Raw genomic sequence first — 15,055 nt, 5'->3', positions numbered from 1 at the left:
TTCGTGGGTCGGGCACCGCACCGGGGGTGGTGCGGGGGTGGTGGGGTCCGGGTTCACCGGCTGCTGCCGGCCAGCAGCCCGTTGACGATGTAGCGGTTGAACGCCAGCGCGAGCAGCGCCGGCACGATGATGGCCAGCACGCCCGCCGCGTTCAACAGGGTGCTGGGGACGACGTGGCGCCCCTGCAGGGCGGCGATCACGATGGTGAGCGGCTGGGTGGAGATGTCGCTGGACAGCACCAGCGGGAACAGGAACTGCCCCCAGGCGAACAGGAAGGTGATCAGCGCCGTCGAGATGATCCCCGGGCGGGCCAGCGGCAGCAGCAGGTGCCACAGCACCTGCAGGCGGTGCGCCCCGTCCACCAGCCCGGCCTCCTCGATGCCCGCGGGCAGGCTCGCGAAGTAGTTGTGCAGCACCCAGGTCGCCAGCGGGAGGAAGCCCGAGACGTAGACCAGGACGATGCCGGTGTAGGTGTTGACCAGGCCCAGCAGGCTCATCAGCCGGTAGAGCGGGATCAGCGTCGTGTACGCCGGGAAGGCCATGGTGGCCAGGACGGCGTAGAAGAGGACGGTGCGGCCCCGGAACTGCATGCGGGCGAAGGCGTAGGCGGCCAGCGTGGCGAGCAGCACGGTGACCAGCGTGGCCACCCCGCACTCCACGACGATGTTCACCGCCGAGCGGCGGATCTGGGCGGGGATGTCCCCGTCCCCGGTGAGCAGCGTGGCGTAGTTCCGCAGCGTCGGGTCGGTCGGCACGTACTGGGCCGGGATGGCCCGGGCGTCGCCCTCGGTCTGCAGGCTGGTCTTGACCGCCCAGTAGACCGGCACCAGCGACCAGAGCAGGATCAGCGCGACCCCGACGTAGCGCCCGACGGGCGTGCGCCGGTTCACAGCTCGACCCGGCGGTAGACGGCCCGGACGATCCCGAGCGAGACCACCAGGGTGACGATGGTGATGAGCAGCGAGAGCGCGTAGCCCTGGCCGAAGTCGAGGTCCTGGAAGCTGATGAAGTACGTCTGCATCGTCACCGACGCCGCCGTGCTGGCCGCGCCGTTCAGCACGTAGGGCTGGTCGAACACGTTGAGGGTCGCGACCAGCGCCTGGACCATGACGACGGCGATGCCGGGCCGGGCCAGCGGCAGCGTGATCCGCCGGAAGGCGCCCCAGCGTCCGCAGCCGTCGATGGTGGCCGCCTCGTAGAGCTCGGCGGGGATCAGCTGCAGCGCCGCCAGCACCAGGAGCGCCGAGAGGGGGGTGATCTGCCAGACCTGCACCAGCTCGATGAGCGTGATGGTCAGCAGCCGGTCCTGGCCCAGCAGCACGGCGGTCCCGTCGCCCAGGTGCAGGGTGGCCAGCAGGCTGTTCACCAGGCCGCCGTTGGCGTCGAAGATCCCGGTCCACAGGATACTCTCCACCACCCCGGGCAGGGCCCAGGGCAGGATGAGCACCGCGATCACGACGCTGCGCCCGGGGAACGGGCGCTGCAGGACGACGGCCATGGCGATGCCGAGCACCGTCGACAGCGTCACCCCGACCACCACGTAGAACGCGGTGTTGCCGACGCTGGCGACCACGGCGTCGTCGGCCAGCAGCCGGCGGAAGTTGCCGAGACCGTCGAACCGGGTCGGCGGGTCGAGGGCGTCCACCTTGAAGAAGGACTGGACGACCGTGGCCACGGCGGGGACGACGGCCAGCCCCAGGATGAACAGGGCCACGGGCGCGACCAGCAGGTAGGGCAGGGGGTCGAACCGGCGGCCGCGGACCGGGGCGACCACGCCGGCGCGCGGCCGGTCGACCCGGGGTGTGCTCGCCAGCGAGCCGGCCGGAGCCGACTCGCTCACGAGGCCCCGAGCTCGTTCGCCGTGTCGGTGATCGCCTGCATCGCCTGCTCCACCGTCATCGAGCCCGTCGCCGCGGCGTGCAGGTTGGTGTAGACGGCGTTGGAGAACTTCGGGTACCAGGACGGCGCGCCGCCCTCGAAGACCGGCTTGGAGCCCTGCAGCATCGGCTCGAGCACCTCGCCGCCGACCAGGTTCCCCTTGGCGGTCATCTGCTTCACCGCGGAGAGGTGGGACGGGATCGGGTAGCCCTCGAAGGCCTTGTCGGAGCCGTTGACGCCGGAGAAGTCGGCCTGCTGCTCGGTGGCGGTGAACCACTCGATGAACTTCGCGGCCGCCTGCGGGTACTTGGCCTCCTTCGGGATGCCCACCCCGTCGGGGTTGCTGAGGTTCGCCGCGGGCCCGTCGACCCCGGGCGTCGGGATGTAGCGGACCTTCCCGACCACGGCGGAGGAGTCCTCGACGTTGTAGAGGGTGCCGACCGTCCCCGAGTAGTCGGAGAAGGTGCTGGCCACCTTGCCCTGGGCCATCAGGGTCTGCTGGCCCTGGCTGTCGGTCGTGTTGATGTTGCCCGGGGGCACGAGGCCGTTCTTGATCCCGTCCACCATCCACTGGGCCGCCTGGTACCCCGCGGAGTCCGGGGTGGAGAACTGGGGCTTGCCGTCGGCGTCGAGGACGGTGCCGCCGAAGGCCGCCGTCGTCTCGTACCAGTAGGTCGAGAGGCCCTCCGCGGCGGCGAAGGGGATGTTGAGCGGGTGCTCGGCGACGCCCGCCTCCTTGACCTTCTGCAGCGCCGCCGTGTACGCGGTGATGGTCTTCGGCGCCGGGTCGGCGCCGGCCTTCTCGAACAGGTCCTGGTTCACGGTGGTGACCATGAACGACGCGTCGTAGGGGATCCCGACCACGTGCCCGTCCGTGGTGAAGGAGGCGAGCTGCGGGACGTCGTCGGCCATGGCGGCGGTGTCCAGGTAGTCCTCCATGGGGTAGAACCAGCCGAGCTGGCCGAGCTGGCCCACGCGCGACCAGTCGACGTTGGTCGCGTCGGCGAAGTAGGTCTTGGCGGTCGCCGCGGCGGAGATCTTGGTCTGCAGGCTGTCCCAGTCGACGTTCACCCAGGTCACGGTGATGCCGGTCTCCTGGGTGAACTCCTCCAGCGCCGCCTTGGGGGGCGGGTCGGAGGCGAGGGCGACGGTGATCGTCACGCCGCTGGTCTGGGTCGAGCCGCCGCTGCTGTTCTCACCCGCCCCCCTCCCCCGCAGCCGGCGCTCACCAGGGCGAAGCTCGTGAGCCCCACCCCGACCAGCAGCCGCGCGCGCCACCCCGAGCGGGTCCGTCGCGTGGTGTTCCCCGTCATGGTGCCTCCGTCAAGGTCGTCCGGGACTGCACGGTGTTCGCGCAGCGGCCTCGCCGCCGTGCGCGGATGTGACTGGACCGTAGGGTTCGCACCGCGAGCGGGTCAATGGGTGTGCGCAAACACGCAGTCAATTGCGTGATCGCGCAGCGGCCGCTCATCTCGTAGAGTGCGCCCCATGGACCGGGCAGAACGGCTGAGCGCCATCCTCGACCAGGTCGGCCAGCACGGCCGGGTCGACGTCGGCGCGCTCGCCGCCGGCCTGCAGGTCTCGGCCGCGACCGTGCGCCGCGACCTGCAGTCGCTGAGCCGGGACCAGCTGCTGGTCCGGACCCACGGCGGCGCGCTGGCCAACGCGGTCGGCGACGAGGTGCCGACGCGTGTGAAGGCGGCCCTCCGCCAACCGGAGAAGCGGCGGATCGGCCGGGCCGCGGCCGACCTCGTCGAGGACGGCGCGGTGGTCGGGATGACGGGCGGGACGACGGCCCTCGAGCTGGCGCGCGCCCTCGCCGGCCGCCGCGGCATCACCATCGTCACCAACGCCATCAACATCGCCCACGAGCTGGCGGGCCACAGCGGGATCCGTCTGGTGGTGATCGGCGGCATCGTCCGGCACTCCTTCGAGCTCGTGGGGCCGGCGGCCGAGGCGATGCTGGCCAACTACCACCTCGACATCGCCTTCATCGGCGTCGACGGGCTCACCCCCGAGGAGGGCTGCACGACCTACGACGAGATGGAGGCCCAGACCGACCTGGCCTTCCTGCGGCGCTCGCGCCGCAGCGTCGTCGTCACCGACAGCTCGAAGATCGGCCGGGTGACCTTCGCCCGGATCAGCCTGCTGTCGGGCGTGAGCGACGTCGTCACCGACCGCGGTGCGGCGCCGGAGCAGGTGGACGCCCTGCGCGCGGCGGGCCTGCGGGTGCTGACGGTCTGACCGGGGGGCTGGAGTCGCTCGTCGCAGCCGGGACGAGCCAGACCCAGGACGACGAAACGGCACCTGACGAGGTCAGGTGCCGTTCGGATGGAGTAGCCCCGACGGGATTCGAACCCGCGCTACCGCCTTGAGAGGGCGGCGTGCTAGGCCGCTACACAACGGGGCCCTAGCGTCGAGATCATCGCTGATCCGACCGCGGAAGCCTACCAACTCACCGATCATCCGGCGAATCCGCGGCTCCCACTCGCTGGGGTACTAGGACTCGAACCTAGACTAACTGGACCAGAACCAGTCGGGCTGCCAATTACCCCATACCCCACCGCACGGCTCTGGCTGTCCTGCGCCGTTCGGTCGCGCCCCTCGCGGGGCACGGGGAGAGACTTTACTCGACGTCGGGCCCCAGCCCAAACCGGGTCGGCGGCGGGTCAGCGGACCAGCTGCGCGCCCGCCCGGAGGTCGACCACGTCGCGCATCCGCAACGCCCGGAAGGCCAGGTAGGCGAGCACGGCGAAGACCGCGAAGCCGCCCACGTCGAAGGCCGCGTCGGTCCAGCCGATGCCCCGCACGGCCCGGAGCGCGGGGATGCCGGTGGTCAGCCCGGCGATCAGGTAGGCGAACACGTTGTTGACCACGTGGGCGGCGATGCCCGCCTCGAGGCCGCCGGTCCGCCAGACCAGGACGGCCGCCAGCAGCCCGAAGGCGAGCCGGTCGACGAACAGCGGGAGGTTCTGCGTGCCGTGCAGCAGGGCGAACACCACGGAGGAGACCACGACGCCGAACCAGGGCTGGGCGACGAGGCTGCCGAGCGCCTGCATCAGGTAACCGCGGAAGAAGATCTCCTCGGCCGCGGCCTGCAGCGGCGAGGTGAGCAGGATGACCACCAGGAAGCCCCAGAACCCGGGCTGGACCGCGAAGGACAGCGGCTCGGGCGCCGCGAGCTGGGAGAGCAGCAGCACCCCGTTCAGGCTGAGCAGCGCGATCCCCAGGCACGCCAGCAGGTAGCGGCCGCGCAGCCCGGGGCGGACCGACAGCAGCCACCGGGGGTGCACCCGGTGCACGAGCCAGAGGATGGCGCAGGCGATGGGGATCAGCATGGCGATGCCGAGGTTGGCGCTCAGCAGGCCGATCGGCCGCTCGAAGGCCAGGGCCTGGCGGGCGTAGTCGGCGTGCACCACGTCCCCCGCGGTCAGCGCCCAGCCCAGCAGGACGACGACCTGGCTCACCAGGCCCGTCAAGAGCACGAAGAGCGACAGCCCGAACACGACGCCGAGGACCGAACGGCCCGGGACGTAGCCGGGACCGCGCAGGACCAGCGGGTACGGCGCGCCGTCCGGGGGCAGCACCTCCGTGGGCGCCTCCGACGGCACCCGACGGGCTCCGACCGGGCCGGCGGCCCGGGGCGGGGTCGCCCGGGCTCGCGGCGGCGTCGGGCGAGCCGGGGTCGGGCGGGGCGGCTGCGCCCCGGAGCGGACCGCCGGGTTGCCCGACCGGCCCTTCCGGGGCGGGGTGCCGGGTGCGGAGGGCCTCGCCACCGTCAGCTCGCCGGCTGGTCGGCGAGCGCAGAGCGGGCCTTGGCGATCCGGGCCAGGGCGGACGCCCGACCGAGCAGCTCGATGGACTCGAACAGGGGCGGGGAGATCCGCCGCCCGGTGATGGCGATCCGGACCGGGCCGAAGGCGAGCTTGGGCTTGAGTCCCAGACCCTCGACCAGCGCGGCCCGGAGAGCGGCCTCCACCGAGGCGTGGTCGAAGGAGTCGAGCCCCTCCAGCGCCTCGGCGGCGGCGGCCAGGGTCGCGTCCGCGTCGGGCTTCAGCCCGGCGGCCGGGTCGATCACCACGTCCGCGTCCGCGCGGAACAGGAAGCCGAGCATGTCGACCACCTCGGCCAGCGTGTTCATCCGCTCCTGGACCAGCGGGGTGGCGGCGGCCAGCAGCTGGCTCTGGGCCGGCGTCGGGGGCTCCGACACCAGCCCGGCCGCGTGCAGGAACGGCAGCAGGTGCCGCTCCAGCTCGGCCGGCGGCAGCGCCCGGATGTGGGAGGCGTTGATCGCCTCGCACTTGCGGGCGTCGAAGCGGGCCGGGTTGGCGTTGACCCGGCCGATGTCGAAGGCCTCGACCATCTCGGCGAGGGAGAAGACGTCGCGGTCCTCGGCGATGGCCCAGCCGAGCAGGGCGAGGTAGTTGAGCAGCGCCTCGGGCAGGTAGCCCTGGTCGCGGTACTCGGCCAGCCCGGAGCCCTGGTCGCGCTTGGAGAGCCGGCGGTTGCCCTCCCCCAGCACGGTCGGCAGGTGGCCGAAGACGGGCACCCGGCCGCTCCCCACGCCGACCTGCGCCAGGGCCTCGTAGAGGACGATCTGGCGCGGGGTCGAGGGCAGCAGGTCCTCGCCGCGGAGGACGTGGGTGATCTCCATCAGCGCGTCGTCGACCGGGTTGACCAGGGTGTACAGCGGCTCACCGTTGCCGCGGACCAGCACGTAGTCCGGCACGTGCTCGGGTGCGAAGTGGATCGGCCCGCGGACCAGGTCGTCGAACACGATCGGGGCGTCCGGCACCCGCATCCGGACCACCGACGCCCGGCCCTGGGCGTCGAGCTCGGCGACCCGCTCGGCCGGCAGGTCGCGGCAGAAGCCGTCGTAGCCCGGCGGCGTCCCGGCCGGCTGCGCACTCTGCCGGGCCTCGACCTCCTCCCGGGTGCAGAAGCACCGGTACACCAGGCCGGCGGCCAGCAGCTTGGCCACCACGCCCGCGTAGATGCTGCTGCGCTCGGACTGGATGTAGGGGCCGTGCGGGCCGCCCTTGACGGGACCCTCGTCCCAGTCGAGCCCGAGCCAGCCGAGCGACTCCAGCAGCCCGGTGTAGGACTCCTCGAGGTTGCGGCCGGCGTCGGTGTCCTCGATGCGCAGCACGAACGTGCCGCCGTGGTGACGGGCGAAGGCCCAGTTGAACAGGGCGCTGCGGACGTTGCCGACGTGCAGGTTGCCGGTGGGCGACGGGGGGAACCGGACCCGGACGTCGGCGGGGGCGACGCCGCGCAGGCTGCGGTCGTCGGCGGCGGTGGAGGGGTCGGTCACGGGGCTTCTTCCGTCTCGGTGCTGCGGGTGACGTCGGCGCTGTCCGACGTCACGGTGTTGGTGAGGGTGCCGATCCCCTCGATCTCCACGCTGACCTCCTGGCCGGGCCGCATCACGCCGACGCCCTCGGGGGTGCCGGTGAGGATGACGTCACCGGGCAGCAGGGTGGTGAAGGAGGTGATGTACGCGATCAGCGCCGGGATGGCGTGCAGCATGTCGCGGGTGCGACCGTTCTGCTTCTCCTCGCCGTCGAGGGTGGTCCGGATGCCGAGGTCGGCGACCTCGGCGAGGCTCTGGTGGGTGGTGATCCAGGGGCCGAGCGGGCAGAACGTGTCGTAGCCCTTGGCGCGGGCCCACTGGCCGTCGCTCTTCTGCAGGTCGCGGGCGGTGACGTCGTTGGCCACGGTGTAGCCGAAGATCACGTCGGCGGCCCGGGCCTCGGGCACCTCCTTGCAGATCCGGCCGATCACCACGGCCAGCTCGCCCTCGAAGCTCACCTGCTGGCTGACCCGCGGGTGCACGATGGCGTCGCCGGGGCCGATCACCGAGGTGTTCGGCTTGAAGAAGGTCAACGGCGTCGCCGGCACCTCGTTGCCGAGCTCGGCGGCGTGCGCGGCGTAGTTGCGGCCGACCCCGACGACCTTGCTGCGCGGGATGACCGGGGCCAGCAGCCGCACCCCCTCGAGCTCGTGCCGCTCACCGGTCAGCTGGACCGGCATGGCGAGCGGGTCACCGGTCAGGACGGAGACGGTGCCGGGGTGCCGGCCGCCGTCCTCGGCGAGCTCGACGACCCCGTACTGGGGGTCGCCGCCAGAGGCGAAACGTGCGATGCGCATGGGGGCCAGCCTAGCGAGGACGGGCCCCCGCCCCGTCCGGCACACTGGGGCCCATGACCCCGCAGGACACCGCGCCGGCCGAGCCCGCCCGCTTCGACGCCGTCGAGCTGATCCGCCGCAAGCGCGACGGCGGCGAGCTGGAGCCGGCGGCGGTGGACTGGCTGCTGCAGGCCTACACCGACGGTGAGGTGGCCGAGGAGCAGATGGCCGCGCTGGCCATGGCCGTCTTCTTCCGCGGTCTGAGCCGCACGGAGCTGGCCCGCTGGACCGCGGCGATGATCGCCTCCGGCGAACGGCTGGACTTCTCCGGGCTGTCCCGGCCGACCGTCGACAAGCACTCCACCGGCGGGGTCGGCGACAAGATCACCCTGCCGCTGGCCCCGCTCGTGGCGGCCTGCGGTGTCGCCGTCCCGCAGCTGTCGGGCCGCGGGCTCGGCCACACGGGCGGCACCCTCGACAAGCTGGAGGCGATCCCCGGCTGGCGGGCCGCGCTCAGCAACGCCGACATGCTGGCCCAGCTGAAGGACGTGGGCGCCGTGATCTGCGCGGCCGGCTCCGGCCTGGCGCCCGCCGACAAGAAGCTCTACGCCCTGCGCGACGTGACCGGCACCGTCGAGTCGATCCCGCTGATCGCCTCCTCGATCATGAGCAAGAAGATCGCCGAGGGCACCTCGGCGCTGGTCCTCGACGTCAAGGTCGGCTCCGGGGCCTTCATGAAGACCGCCGAGCAGGCGCGCGAGCTCGCGGTGACGATGGTCGGGCTGGGCCAGGACGCCGGCGTCACCACCGTCGCCCTGCTCACCCGGATGTCCAGCCCGCTGGGGCTGACCGCGGGCAACGCGCTCGAGGTCGCGGAGTCGGTGGACGTGCTGGCCGGCGGCGGACCCGCCGACGTCGTCGAGCTGACGCTGGCGCTGGCCCGGGAGATGCTCGGCGCGGCCGGCCGCTCCGACGTCGACCCCGCCGAGGCGCTGGCCGACGGGCGGGCGATGGACGTCTGGCGCCGGATGGTCACCGCCCAGGGCGGGGACCCCGACGCCCCGCTCCCGCGGGCACGGGAGACGGAGGTGGTCCGGGCCGGGGCCGACGGCGTGCTCACTTCCGTCGACGCCATGGCCGTCGGCCTCGCCGCCTGGCGGCTGGGCGCGGGCCGGGCGCGCCGGGAGGACAGCGTGCAGGCCGGCGCCGGCGTCCAACTGCACGCGCAGGCCGGCGACCGGGTGCGCGCCGGGGACCCGCTGTTCACCCTGCACACCGACACCCCGGAGCGCTTCGACCGGGCCCGGGCGGCCCTGGACGGCGGCTGGTCCGTCGGTGAGGCCGCGGTCGACCTCGAGCCGCTGGTCCTCGACCGCATCGGCTGAGCCGGCGTCAGAACGGCAGCGGCAGGGTGGTGCTGAAGACGGTCTTCCGGGGCGGGCTCACCACCACCGCGCCCAGCTGCGAAGCACCCTCGGGCGTGGCCCGCCACGCCGCGTAGGCGTCGTGGTCGGCCGTCGTCGCCCAGTGCTCGACCACGAGCAGGTGGGCCGGGTCGGTGTCGTCGACGACGACCTGCAGACCGTCGTTGCCGGGCCAGGCCCGGGTGGCCGCCAGCGTCTCGACGAGGACCTGCTGGCCCCGCTCCAGCCGGGTCGGGTCGAGCTGCAGGTCGAGGTGGACGAGGGTGCTCATGGGGTCTCCGTTCGGCCCGGCCCGGGGCCGCGGTGGGCCCGCGCGGTGGTCCGGGCGGTCACCCGGGAGCAACCCGACCACCGGCTCCCCCATTCCCCGGGGCCGGCCGGTCCCTGAGGCGGTGGTCCCGCGCAGGCGGGGTGTGCCGTCAGACCGCGACGCGCTCCTGGATCGCCGGCTCCGCGGCCGGCGCGGGGCTCTCGGCGTGGATGAGCCCGTAGAGGTAGGCGTCGCTGAGCGCCTCCCACGAGGCCTCGATGATGTTCTGGCCCACCCCCACCGTCGTCCAGGCCCGGCGGCCGTCGGTGGTCTGGATCAGCACCCGCACGGTGGCGTCGGTGCCGTGGCCCTGGTCGAGGATGCGGACCCGGTAGTCGATCAGCTCGAAGCGGCCGACGACGGGGTAGGCCGGCAGCAGGGCGTTGCGGACGGCGTGGTCCAGGGCGTTGACGGGGCCGTTGCCCTCGCCGACCACCCGCTGGCTCTGGCCCTTGGCCGTGAGCCGGACGGTGCACTCGGTGTCGGTCTCCCCCTCGGCGCCGGGCCGGGGGTGGCCCTGGGTGAAGACCCGCCAGGAGTGCACGGCGAAGTACTCCGGCAGCTGGTCGAGCTCGCGCCGCAGCAGCAGCTCGAAGCTGGCGTCGGCGGCCTCGTAGGTGTAGCCCGCCGCCTCCGCGTCCTTGACCCGGCCGGTGATCCGGGAGGCGAGCTCCCGGTCGGAGAGGTCGAAGCCCAGCTCCTCCCCCTTCATCTGGATGTTGGCCCGACCGGCCATGTCCGAGACGAGCATCCGCATGTCGTTGCCCACGACGGCCGGGTCGATGTGCTGGTAGAGGTTCGGGTCGACCTTGATCGCGCTGGCGTGCAGGCCGGCCTTGTGCGCGAACGAGGACAGCCCGACGTAGGGCTGCCGCGCGCTCGAGGGGACGTTGGTGACCTCGGCGATGGCGTGGGCGATCCGGCTGGCCTCCTGCAGGGAGCCGGCGGGCAGCAGCGGCCAGCCGTACTTGAGCTCCAGGTTGGCGACCACCGAGATGAGCTCGGCGTTGCCGGTCCGCTCGCCGTAGCCGTTGACCGTGCCCTGCACGTGCATGGCGCCCGCGTCGACCGCCGCCAGGGTGTTGGCGACCGCGCAACCGGTGTCGTTGTGGGCGTGGATGCCCAGCTGGACACCGGTCGCGGCGGCCTCGGTGACGATCTCACCCACCCACGGCGGCAGCATGCCGCCGTTGGTGTCGCACAGGACGACGACCTCGGCTCCCGCCTCGGCTGCCGTCCGCACCGCCTCCAGGGCGTACGCGGGGTTCTCCCGGTAGCCGTCGAAGAAGTGCTCGCAGTCCACGAACACCCGCTGGCCCTCGGCCCTCAGATGCGACACCGTGTCCGCGATCATGTCGAGGTTCTCCCGCAGGGTGGTGCGGAGAGCCTGCTCGACGTGGCGGTCGTGGCTCTTGGCCACGATGCACGCCACCGGCGCGCGCGAGTCCCGCAGCGCGGCCGTCAACGGGTCGTCGGCCGCCCTCATGCCCACCCGTCGGGTGAAGCCGAAGGCGACCAGGGTGGCGCTGCGGAGCGCGTGCGCCCCGTCGGCCATGGCGGCGAAGAACGCCGTGTCGTTGGGGTTGGCGCCCGGCCAGCCACCCTCCACGAAGCCCACGCCGAGCTCGTCGAGCAGCCCCGCGATGGTCAGCTTGTCCGCGACGGAGAGGTTGAGCCCCTCCTGCTGCGACCCGTCGCGCAGGGTCGTGTCGAAGACGTGGAACTCGGCCGGCTTCGGCCTCAGCTGGGCGAACATCGCAGATCCCTCGAGTGATGGGGCATGGGTGGGTGGCACGGGTTCCGCGCCCTGGTCCGGGAACGAAAAAACCTCCCGTACGAGGACAGGAGGTTCAGCGCGCTGACGAGGAGTCCAGCGCGCTAGCTAATGATCACGACCAGGATGGGCACGGCCTCAGTGTGCACCCGTGCGGCAGGGCAGTCCAGCGGCTGACCGCCATCCGGTCAGCCGCTGTCGTCCCACGGGTGCGCTCAGAGCACCCGGCGGAGCCAGCCGTGCCGGTCCTCGGCGCGGCCGTACTGGACGTCGAGGAGGTTCTTCCGCAGCGCCGCGGTAGTCTCGCCGGTCTGGCCGCCGCCGACGGTGTGGGTGCCCGACGCGTCCTTCAGGACACCGATCGGGGTGACCACGGCGGCGGTGCCGCAGGCGAAGAGCTCGGCCACCCACCCGGAGTCGACGCCCTCGATCAGCTCCTGCAGGCCCACCCGGCGCTCGACGGGGGTCAGCCCGAACTCGGTCGCCAGGGTGAGGATCGAGTCGCGGGTGACGCCCTCGAGGATCGAGCCGTTCAGCTCGGGGGTGATCAGCTCGCCGTCGGTGGTCACCAGGTAGACGTTCATCCCGCCCAGCTCCTCGACGAAGGCGTGCTCGGCGGCGTCGGCGAACATCACCTGGTCGCAGCCGTGCGCAGCGGCCTCCTGCTGGGCGACGAGGCTGGCGGCGTAGTTGCCGCCGGTCTTGGCCGCCCCCATCCCGCCCGGGGCGGCGCGGGTGTAGGTGGTGGACACCCAGATGGACACCGGGTGCACACCGCGCGCGAAGTAGGCGCCGGCCGGGCTGGCGATCACGCAGTAGGTGACCCGCTGGGCCGGCCGGACGCCGAGGAAGGCCTCGGAGGCGAACATGAACGGCCGCAGGTACAGGCTCTGCTCGTTCTGGACCGGCGCGCCGGCTCCGCCAGCGGGGGCGGAGGGCACCCAGGCGCGGTCGGCCGCCACGAGGGCGTCGATGCTGGCCAGGAAGTCCTCGGTCGACAGCACCGGCAGGGCCAGCCGCTCGGCGGAACGCGCCATCCGGGCCGCGTTCTGGTCGGGCCGGAACAGGTGCACGCTGCCGTCGGCGTGCTGGTAGGCCTTCAGCCCCTCGAAGATCTCCTGCGCGTAGTGCAGCACCGCGGTGGCCGGGTCCAGCGAGAACGGGCCGTAGGGGACGACGGCGGAGTCGTGCCAGCCGTCGGCCGCGGTCCAGGTGGCGACGGCCATGTGGTCGGTGAAGCTGAGCCCGAACCCGGGGTCGGCCAGGACGGCCTCGCGCTCGGCCTCCGTGCGCGGGTTCGGGTTGGCGCGGAGCTCGAACTGAAGACTCACGGGACTGCTTTCGACGAGGGCGGGCACGGGAGCGGTGGTGCGGGGCGGTCGGGACGCGGGGCGGACGGGTCGCATCGGGCGGCCGGCGCGGCCCGGACGCCCGGACAGCCCGCGCGGAACGCTAACAGGGAGCGCCCTGAGACCAGGCGGGTGCTGCGGGGTGGGCTCGCTACGATGCCGCGATGAGCGCTCCGACCCCCGCGACCTCCGCCCACCCGCCCGTGAACCTCGCCGTCATCGGTGGCGACGGCATCGGTCCCGAGGTGGTGGCGGAGGGCCTCAAGGTGCTCGAGGCGGTGACCGGGCCGGGCGCGTTCGCGACCACCAGCTACGACCTCGGCGCCAGCCGCTGGCAGCGCACCGGGGAGGTGCTGCCCGACTCCGTGCTGGCCGAGCTGGCCGCGGCCGACGCGATCCTGCTGGGCGCCGTGGGTGCCGCGCCGGGCGCGACGGACGTGCCCAGCGGGCTGCTGGAGCGCGGGCTGCTGCTCAAGCTGCGCTTCGCGTTCGACCACTACGTCAACCTGCGCCCGAGCCGGCTGTACCCGGGCGTCCCCACCCCTCTCGCCGACGACGTGCTGGACCGGGGCGAGATCGACTTCCTCGTCGTCCGGGAGGGCACCGAGGGGTTGTACTGCGGCAACGGCGGCACGGTCCGGACGGGCACCCCGCACGAGATCGCCACCGAGGTCAGCGTCAACACCGCCTACGGGGTGGAGCGGGTGGTCCGGGACGCGTTCGAGCGGGCCACCCGTCGCCGCAACAAGATCACCCTGCTGCACAAGCACAACGTGCTGGTGAACGCGGGCGGGCTGTGGCGCCGCGTCTTCGAGTCCGTCGCGGCGGAGCACCCCGGCGTCACGACCGACTACCTGCACATCGACGCGGCGATGATCTTCCTGGTGACCGACCCGCAGCGGTTCGACGTGGTCGTCACCGACAACCTGTTCGGGGACATCGTCACCGACCTGGCGGCGGCGGTCACCGGCGGGATCGGCCTGGCGGCCAGCGGGAACATCAACCCCGACCGCACCTTCCCGTCGATGTTCGAGCCGGTGCACGGCTCGGCTCCCGACATCGCCGGTCAGGGCGTCGCGGACCCGACCGCGACGATCCTGTCGGTCGGCCTGCTGCTGGAGCACCTCGGGTTCGCCGAGGAGGCGGCCCGGGTGGAGAAGGCCGCGGTGGCCGACATCGCGGCCCGCCGTGGGCAGCCCCGCCGCTCGACCAGCGCGGTCGGCGACGCGATCGCCGCCGCCGTCTGAGGCGGTCCCGCCCACGCTCAGCCGGGGAGCCGGGGCCCGGGGCCCTCGAGCTGACGGGCGATGACGGCGGGCAGGACCGAGTGCGCCTTGCGCGGACGGCGACGCGGTCGCTCGGCGTCGTGGGGCCGCGCGTCGGCGACAGCCCAGCTCTGGGGGTACATCTCGTACACGGCACTGCTCCTCGACCGGCGCTGGTCGGCCCGGTCCGGACCGACCTCCCGAGATAGTAGGACGTCCGACCATCTCGGGCCGAGGCGGCGGCCGGGTGATACCACATCGTGGACCGGTCCGGCCCCCGGCGCGCGGCTGTCAGACTCGAGCACGTGAGCGCACCCCCGGATCTGCCCGACCTGGTGGTCCGCGCCCTCCGGATGTCCCTGGAGCGTGGCTACGTCCAGGCGTCCCGCTCGGAGACGGGCCGGCTGCTCGCGACGCTGGCCGCCACCCGCAGCGGGACGATCGCCGAGTGCGGGACCGGCTGCGGCGTCGGCGCCGCCTGGCTGCGCAGCGGCGCCCCCAAGACCACCCGCGTGATCACCGCCGAGCTCGACCCCGGCCTCGCGCACGGCGTGATGACGATGTTCGCGGGCGACGACATCGACGTCATGCACGCCGACTGGGGCAGCCTGCGCGAGCACGCCCCGTTCTCGCTGATCTTCCTCGACGCCAGCAGCGCCCGGGAGTGGCCGCGGGAGGAGATCGTCGCCCTGCTGGACGACGGCGGCATGATCGTGCTCGACGACTTCACCCCGTGCCCCAGCTGGCCCCCCCTCGTCCGCGGCCGGGTGGACACCCTGCGCCTGGAGTGGCTCTCCGACGAGCGCTTCACCAGCGTCGACGTGATGGTCGCCGAGGACACCTCGGTCCTGGTCGCCGTCCGCCGCTGAGCCGGACCCGTGGGCCCTGCGGCCCCGGGCGTTCGTGGCCGGTTCGACCCCCGGTCA

General features: G+C 73.0%; 14 protein-coding genes and 2 tRNA genes. 4 read left to right on the top strand and 12 right to left on the bottom strand.

Annotated elements, in window-relative coordinates:
• Positions 1-53: 53 nt before the first annotated feature.
• The 3 genes from BLT72_RS07330 to BLT72_RS07320 are packed head-to-tail and all read right to left on the bottom strand — an operon-like array spanning position 54 to position 3,039.
• Positions 54-890, bottom strand: coding sequence for a carbohydrate ABC transporter permease (locus tag BLT72_RS07330; RefSeq protein WP_091411574.1), 837 nt, complete (start codon positions 888-890; stop codon positions 54-56).
• Positions 887-1,840, bottom strand: a complete 954-nt coding sequence (locus tag BLT72_RS07325) for a carbohydrate ABC transporter permease (protein ID WP_091411571.1) — start codon at positions 1,838-1,840, stop codon at positions 887-889. The genes BLT72_RS07330 and BLT72_RS07325 overlap by 4 nt, the downstream gene beginning before the upstream one ends.
• Positions 1,837-3,039 carry an extracellular solute-binding protein gene (locus BLT72_RS07320; RefSeq protein WP_157720334.1) on the bottom strand — a complete coding sequence of 401 codons (1,203 nt, stop codon included), beginning with the start codon at positions 3,037-3,039 and terminating at the stop codon, positions 1,837-1,839. Before BLT72_RS07320 ends, BLT72_RS07325 begins: the two co-directional genes overlap by 4 nt.
• 327 nt (positions 3,040-3,366) lie before the next feature.
• Here BLT72_RS07320 and BLT72_RS07315 point away from each other — a divergent pair, with 327 nt between their 5' ends.
• A complete protein-coding gene (locus BLT72_RS07315) occupies positions 3,367-4,122 on the top strand; it encodes a DeoR/GlpR family DNA-binding transcription regulator (RefSeq protein ID WP_091411567.1) in 756 nt (251 codons plus the stop codon).
• A 93-nt stretch (positions 4,123-4,215) separates the two neighbouring features.
• Here the strand turns inward: BLT72_RS07315 and BLT72_RS07310 are convergent.
• From BLT72_RS07310 to BLT72_RS07290, 5 genes are all read right to left on the bottom strand, one after another.
• Positions 4,216-4,288, bottom strand: a tRNA-Glu gene (locus BLT72_RS07310).
• Positions 4,289-4,369: 81 nt separating this feature from the next.
• Positions 4,370-4,441, bottom strand: a tRNA-Gln gene (locus BLT72_RS07305).
• A 106-nt stretch (positions 4,442-4,547) separates the two neighbouring features.
• Positions 4,548-5,489: a CPBP family intramembrane glutamic endopeptidase gene (locus BLT72_RS07300; protein ID WP_091411565.1), complete on the bottom strand. Its 942-nt coding sequence runs from the start codon at positions 5,487-5,489 to the stop codon at positions 4,548-4,550.
• Positions 5,490-5,656: 167 nt separating this feature from the next.
• The gene (gene gltX / locus BLT72_RS07295) at positions 5,657-7,192 is read right to left on the bottom strand and encodes a glutamate--tRNA ligase (RefSeq protein ID WP_091411562.1); all 1,536 of its coding nucleotides are present in this window, start codon (positions 7,190-7,192) and stop codon (positions 5,657-5,659) included.
• Positions 7,189-8,028: a fumarylacetoacetate hydrolase family protein gene (locus tag BLT72_RS07290; protein ID WP_091411559.1), complete on the bottom strand. Its 840-nt coding sequence runs from the start codon at positions 8,026-8,028 to the stop codon at positions 7,189-7,191. Before BLT72_RS07290 ends, gltX begins: the two co-directional genes overlap by 4 nt.
• Positions 8,029-8,081: 53 nt before the next feature.
• On the opposite strand from BLT72_RS07290, the gene BLT72_RS07285 reads away from it, so the two are divergent.
• Positions 8,082-9,392 carry a thymidine phosphorylase gene (locus tag BLT72_RS07285; RefSeq protein ID WP_091411555.1) on the top strand — a complete coding sequence of 437 codons (1,311 nt, stop codon included), beginning with the start codon at positions 8,082-8,084 and terminating at the stop codon, positions 9,390-9,392.
• A 7-nt stretch (positions 9,393-9,399) separates the two neighbouring features.
• Here the strand turns inward: BLT72_RS07285 and BLT72_RS07280 are convergent, their stop codons facing one another.
• The 3 genes from BLT72_RS07280 to BLT72_RS07270 form a co-directional block, all read right to left on the bottom strand.
• Positions 9,400-9,702: a putative quinol monooxygenase gene (locus BLT72_RS07280; RefSeq protein ID WP_091411553.1), complete on the bottom strand. Its 303-nt coding sequence runs from the start codon at positions 9,700-9,702 to the stop codon at positions 9,400-9,402.
• A gap of 148 nt (positions 9,703-9,850) precedes the next feature.
• Positions 9,851-11,497, bottom strand: a complete 1,647-nt coding sequence (gene cimA, locus BLT72_RS07275) for a citramalate synthase (protein WP_091411550.1) — start codon at positions 11,495-11,497, stop codon at positions 9,851-9,853.
• Positions 11,498-11,730: 233 nt separating this feature from the next.
• Entirely contained in the window at positions 11,731-12,846 is a 1,116-nt protein-coding gene (locus tag BLT72_RS07270) for a branched-chain amino acid aminotransferase (protein WP_231930407.1), read from the bottom strand.
• Between the two features lie 182 nt (positions 12,847-13,028).
• Here BLT72_RS07270 and BLT72_RS07265 point away from each other — a divergent pair, with 182 nt between their 5' ends.
• Entirely contained in the window at positions 13,029-14,111 is a 1,083-nt protein-coding gene (locus BLT72_RS07265; RefSeq protein ID WP_091411545.1) for a 3-isopropylmalate dehydrogenase, read from the top strand.
• A gap of 17 nt (positions 14,112-14,128) precedes the next feature.
• Here BLT72_RS07265 and BLT72_RS22110 read toward each other — a convergent pair whose 3' ends face one another.
• Positions 14,129-14,281, bottom strand: coding sequence for a hypothetical protein (locus BLT72_RS22110; protein WP_157720333.1), 153 nt, complete (start codon positions 14,279-14,281; stop codon positions 14,129-14,131).
• Between the two features lie 153 nt (positions 14,282-14,434).
• Here BLT72_RS22110 and BLT72_RS07260 point away from each other — a divergent pair, with 153 nt between their 5' ends.
• A complete protein-coding gene (locus BLT72_RS07260; RefSeq protein ID WP_091411542.1) occupies positions 14,435-14,998 on the top strand; it encodes an O-methyltransferase in 564 nt (187 codons plus the stop codon).
• Positions 14,999-15,055 lie beyond the last annotated feature (57 nt).

It is taken from the genome of Friedmanniella luteola, from assembly GCF_900105065.1.
Taxonomy (GTDB): domain Bacteria; phylum Actinomycetota; class Actinomycetes; order Propionibacteriales; family Propionibacteriaceae; genus Microlunatus; species Microlunatus luteolus.
This window is presented reverse-complemented; position numbering and strand designations above follow the sequence as displayed.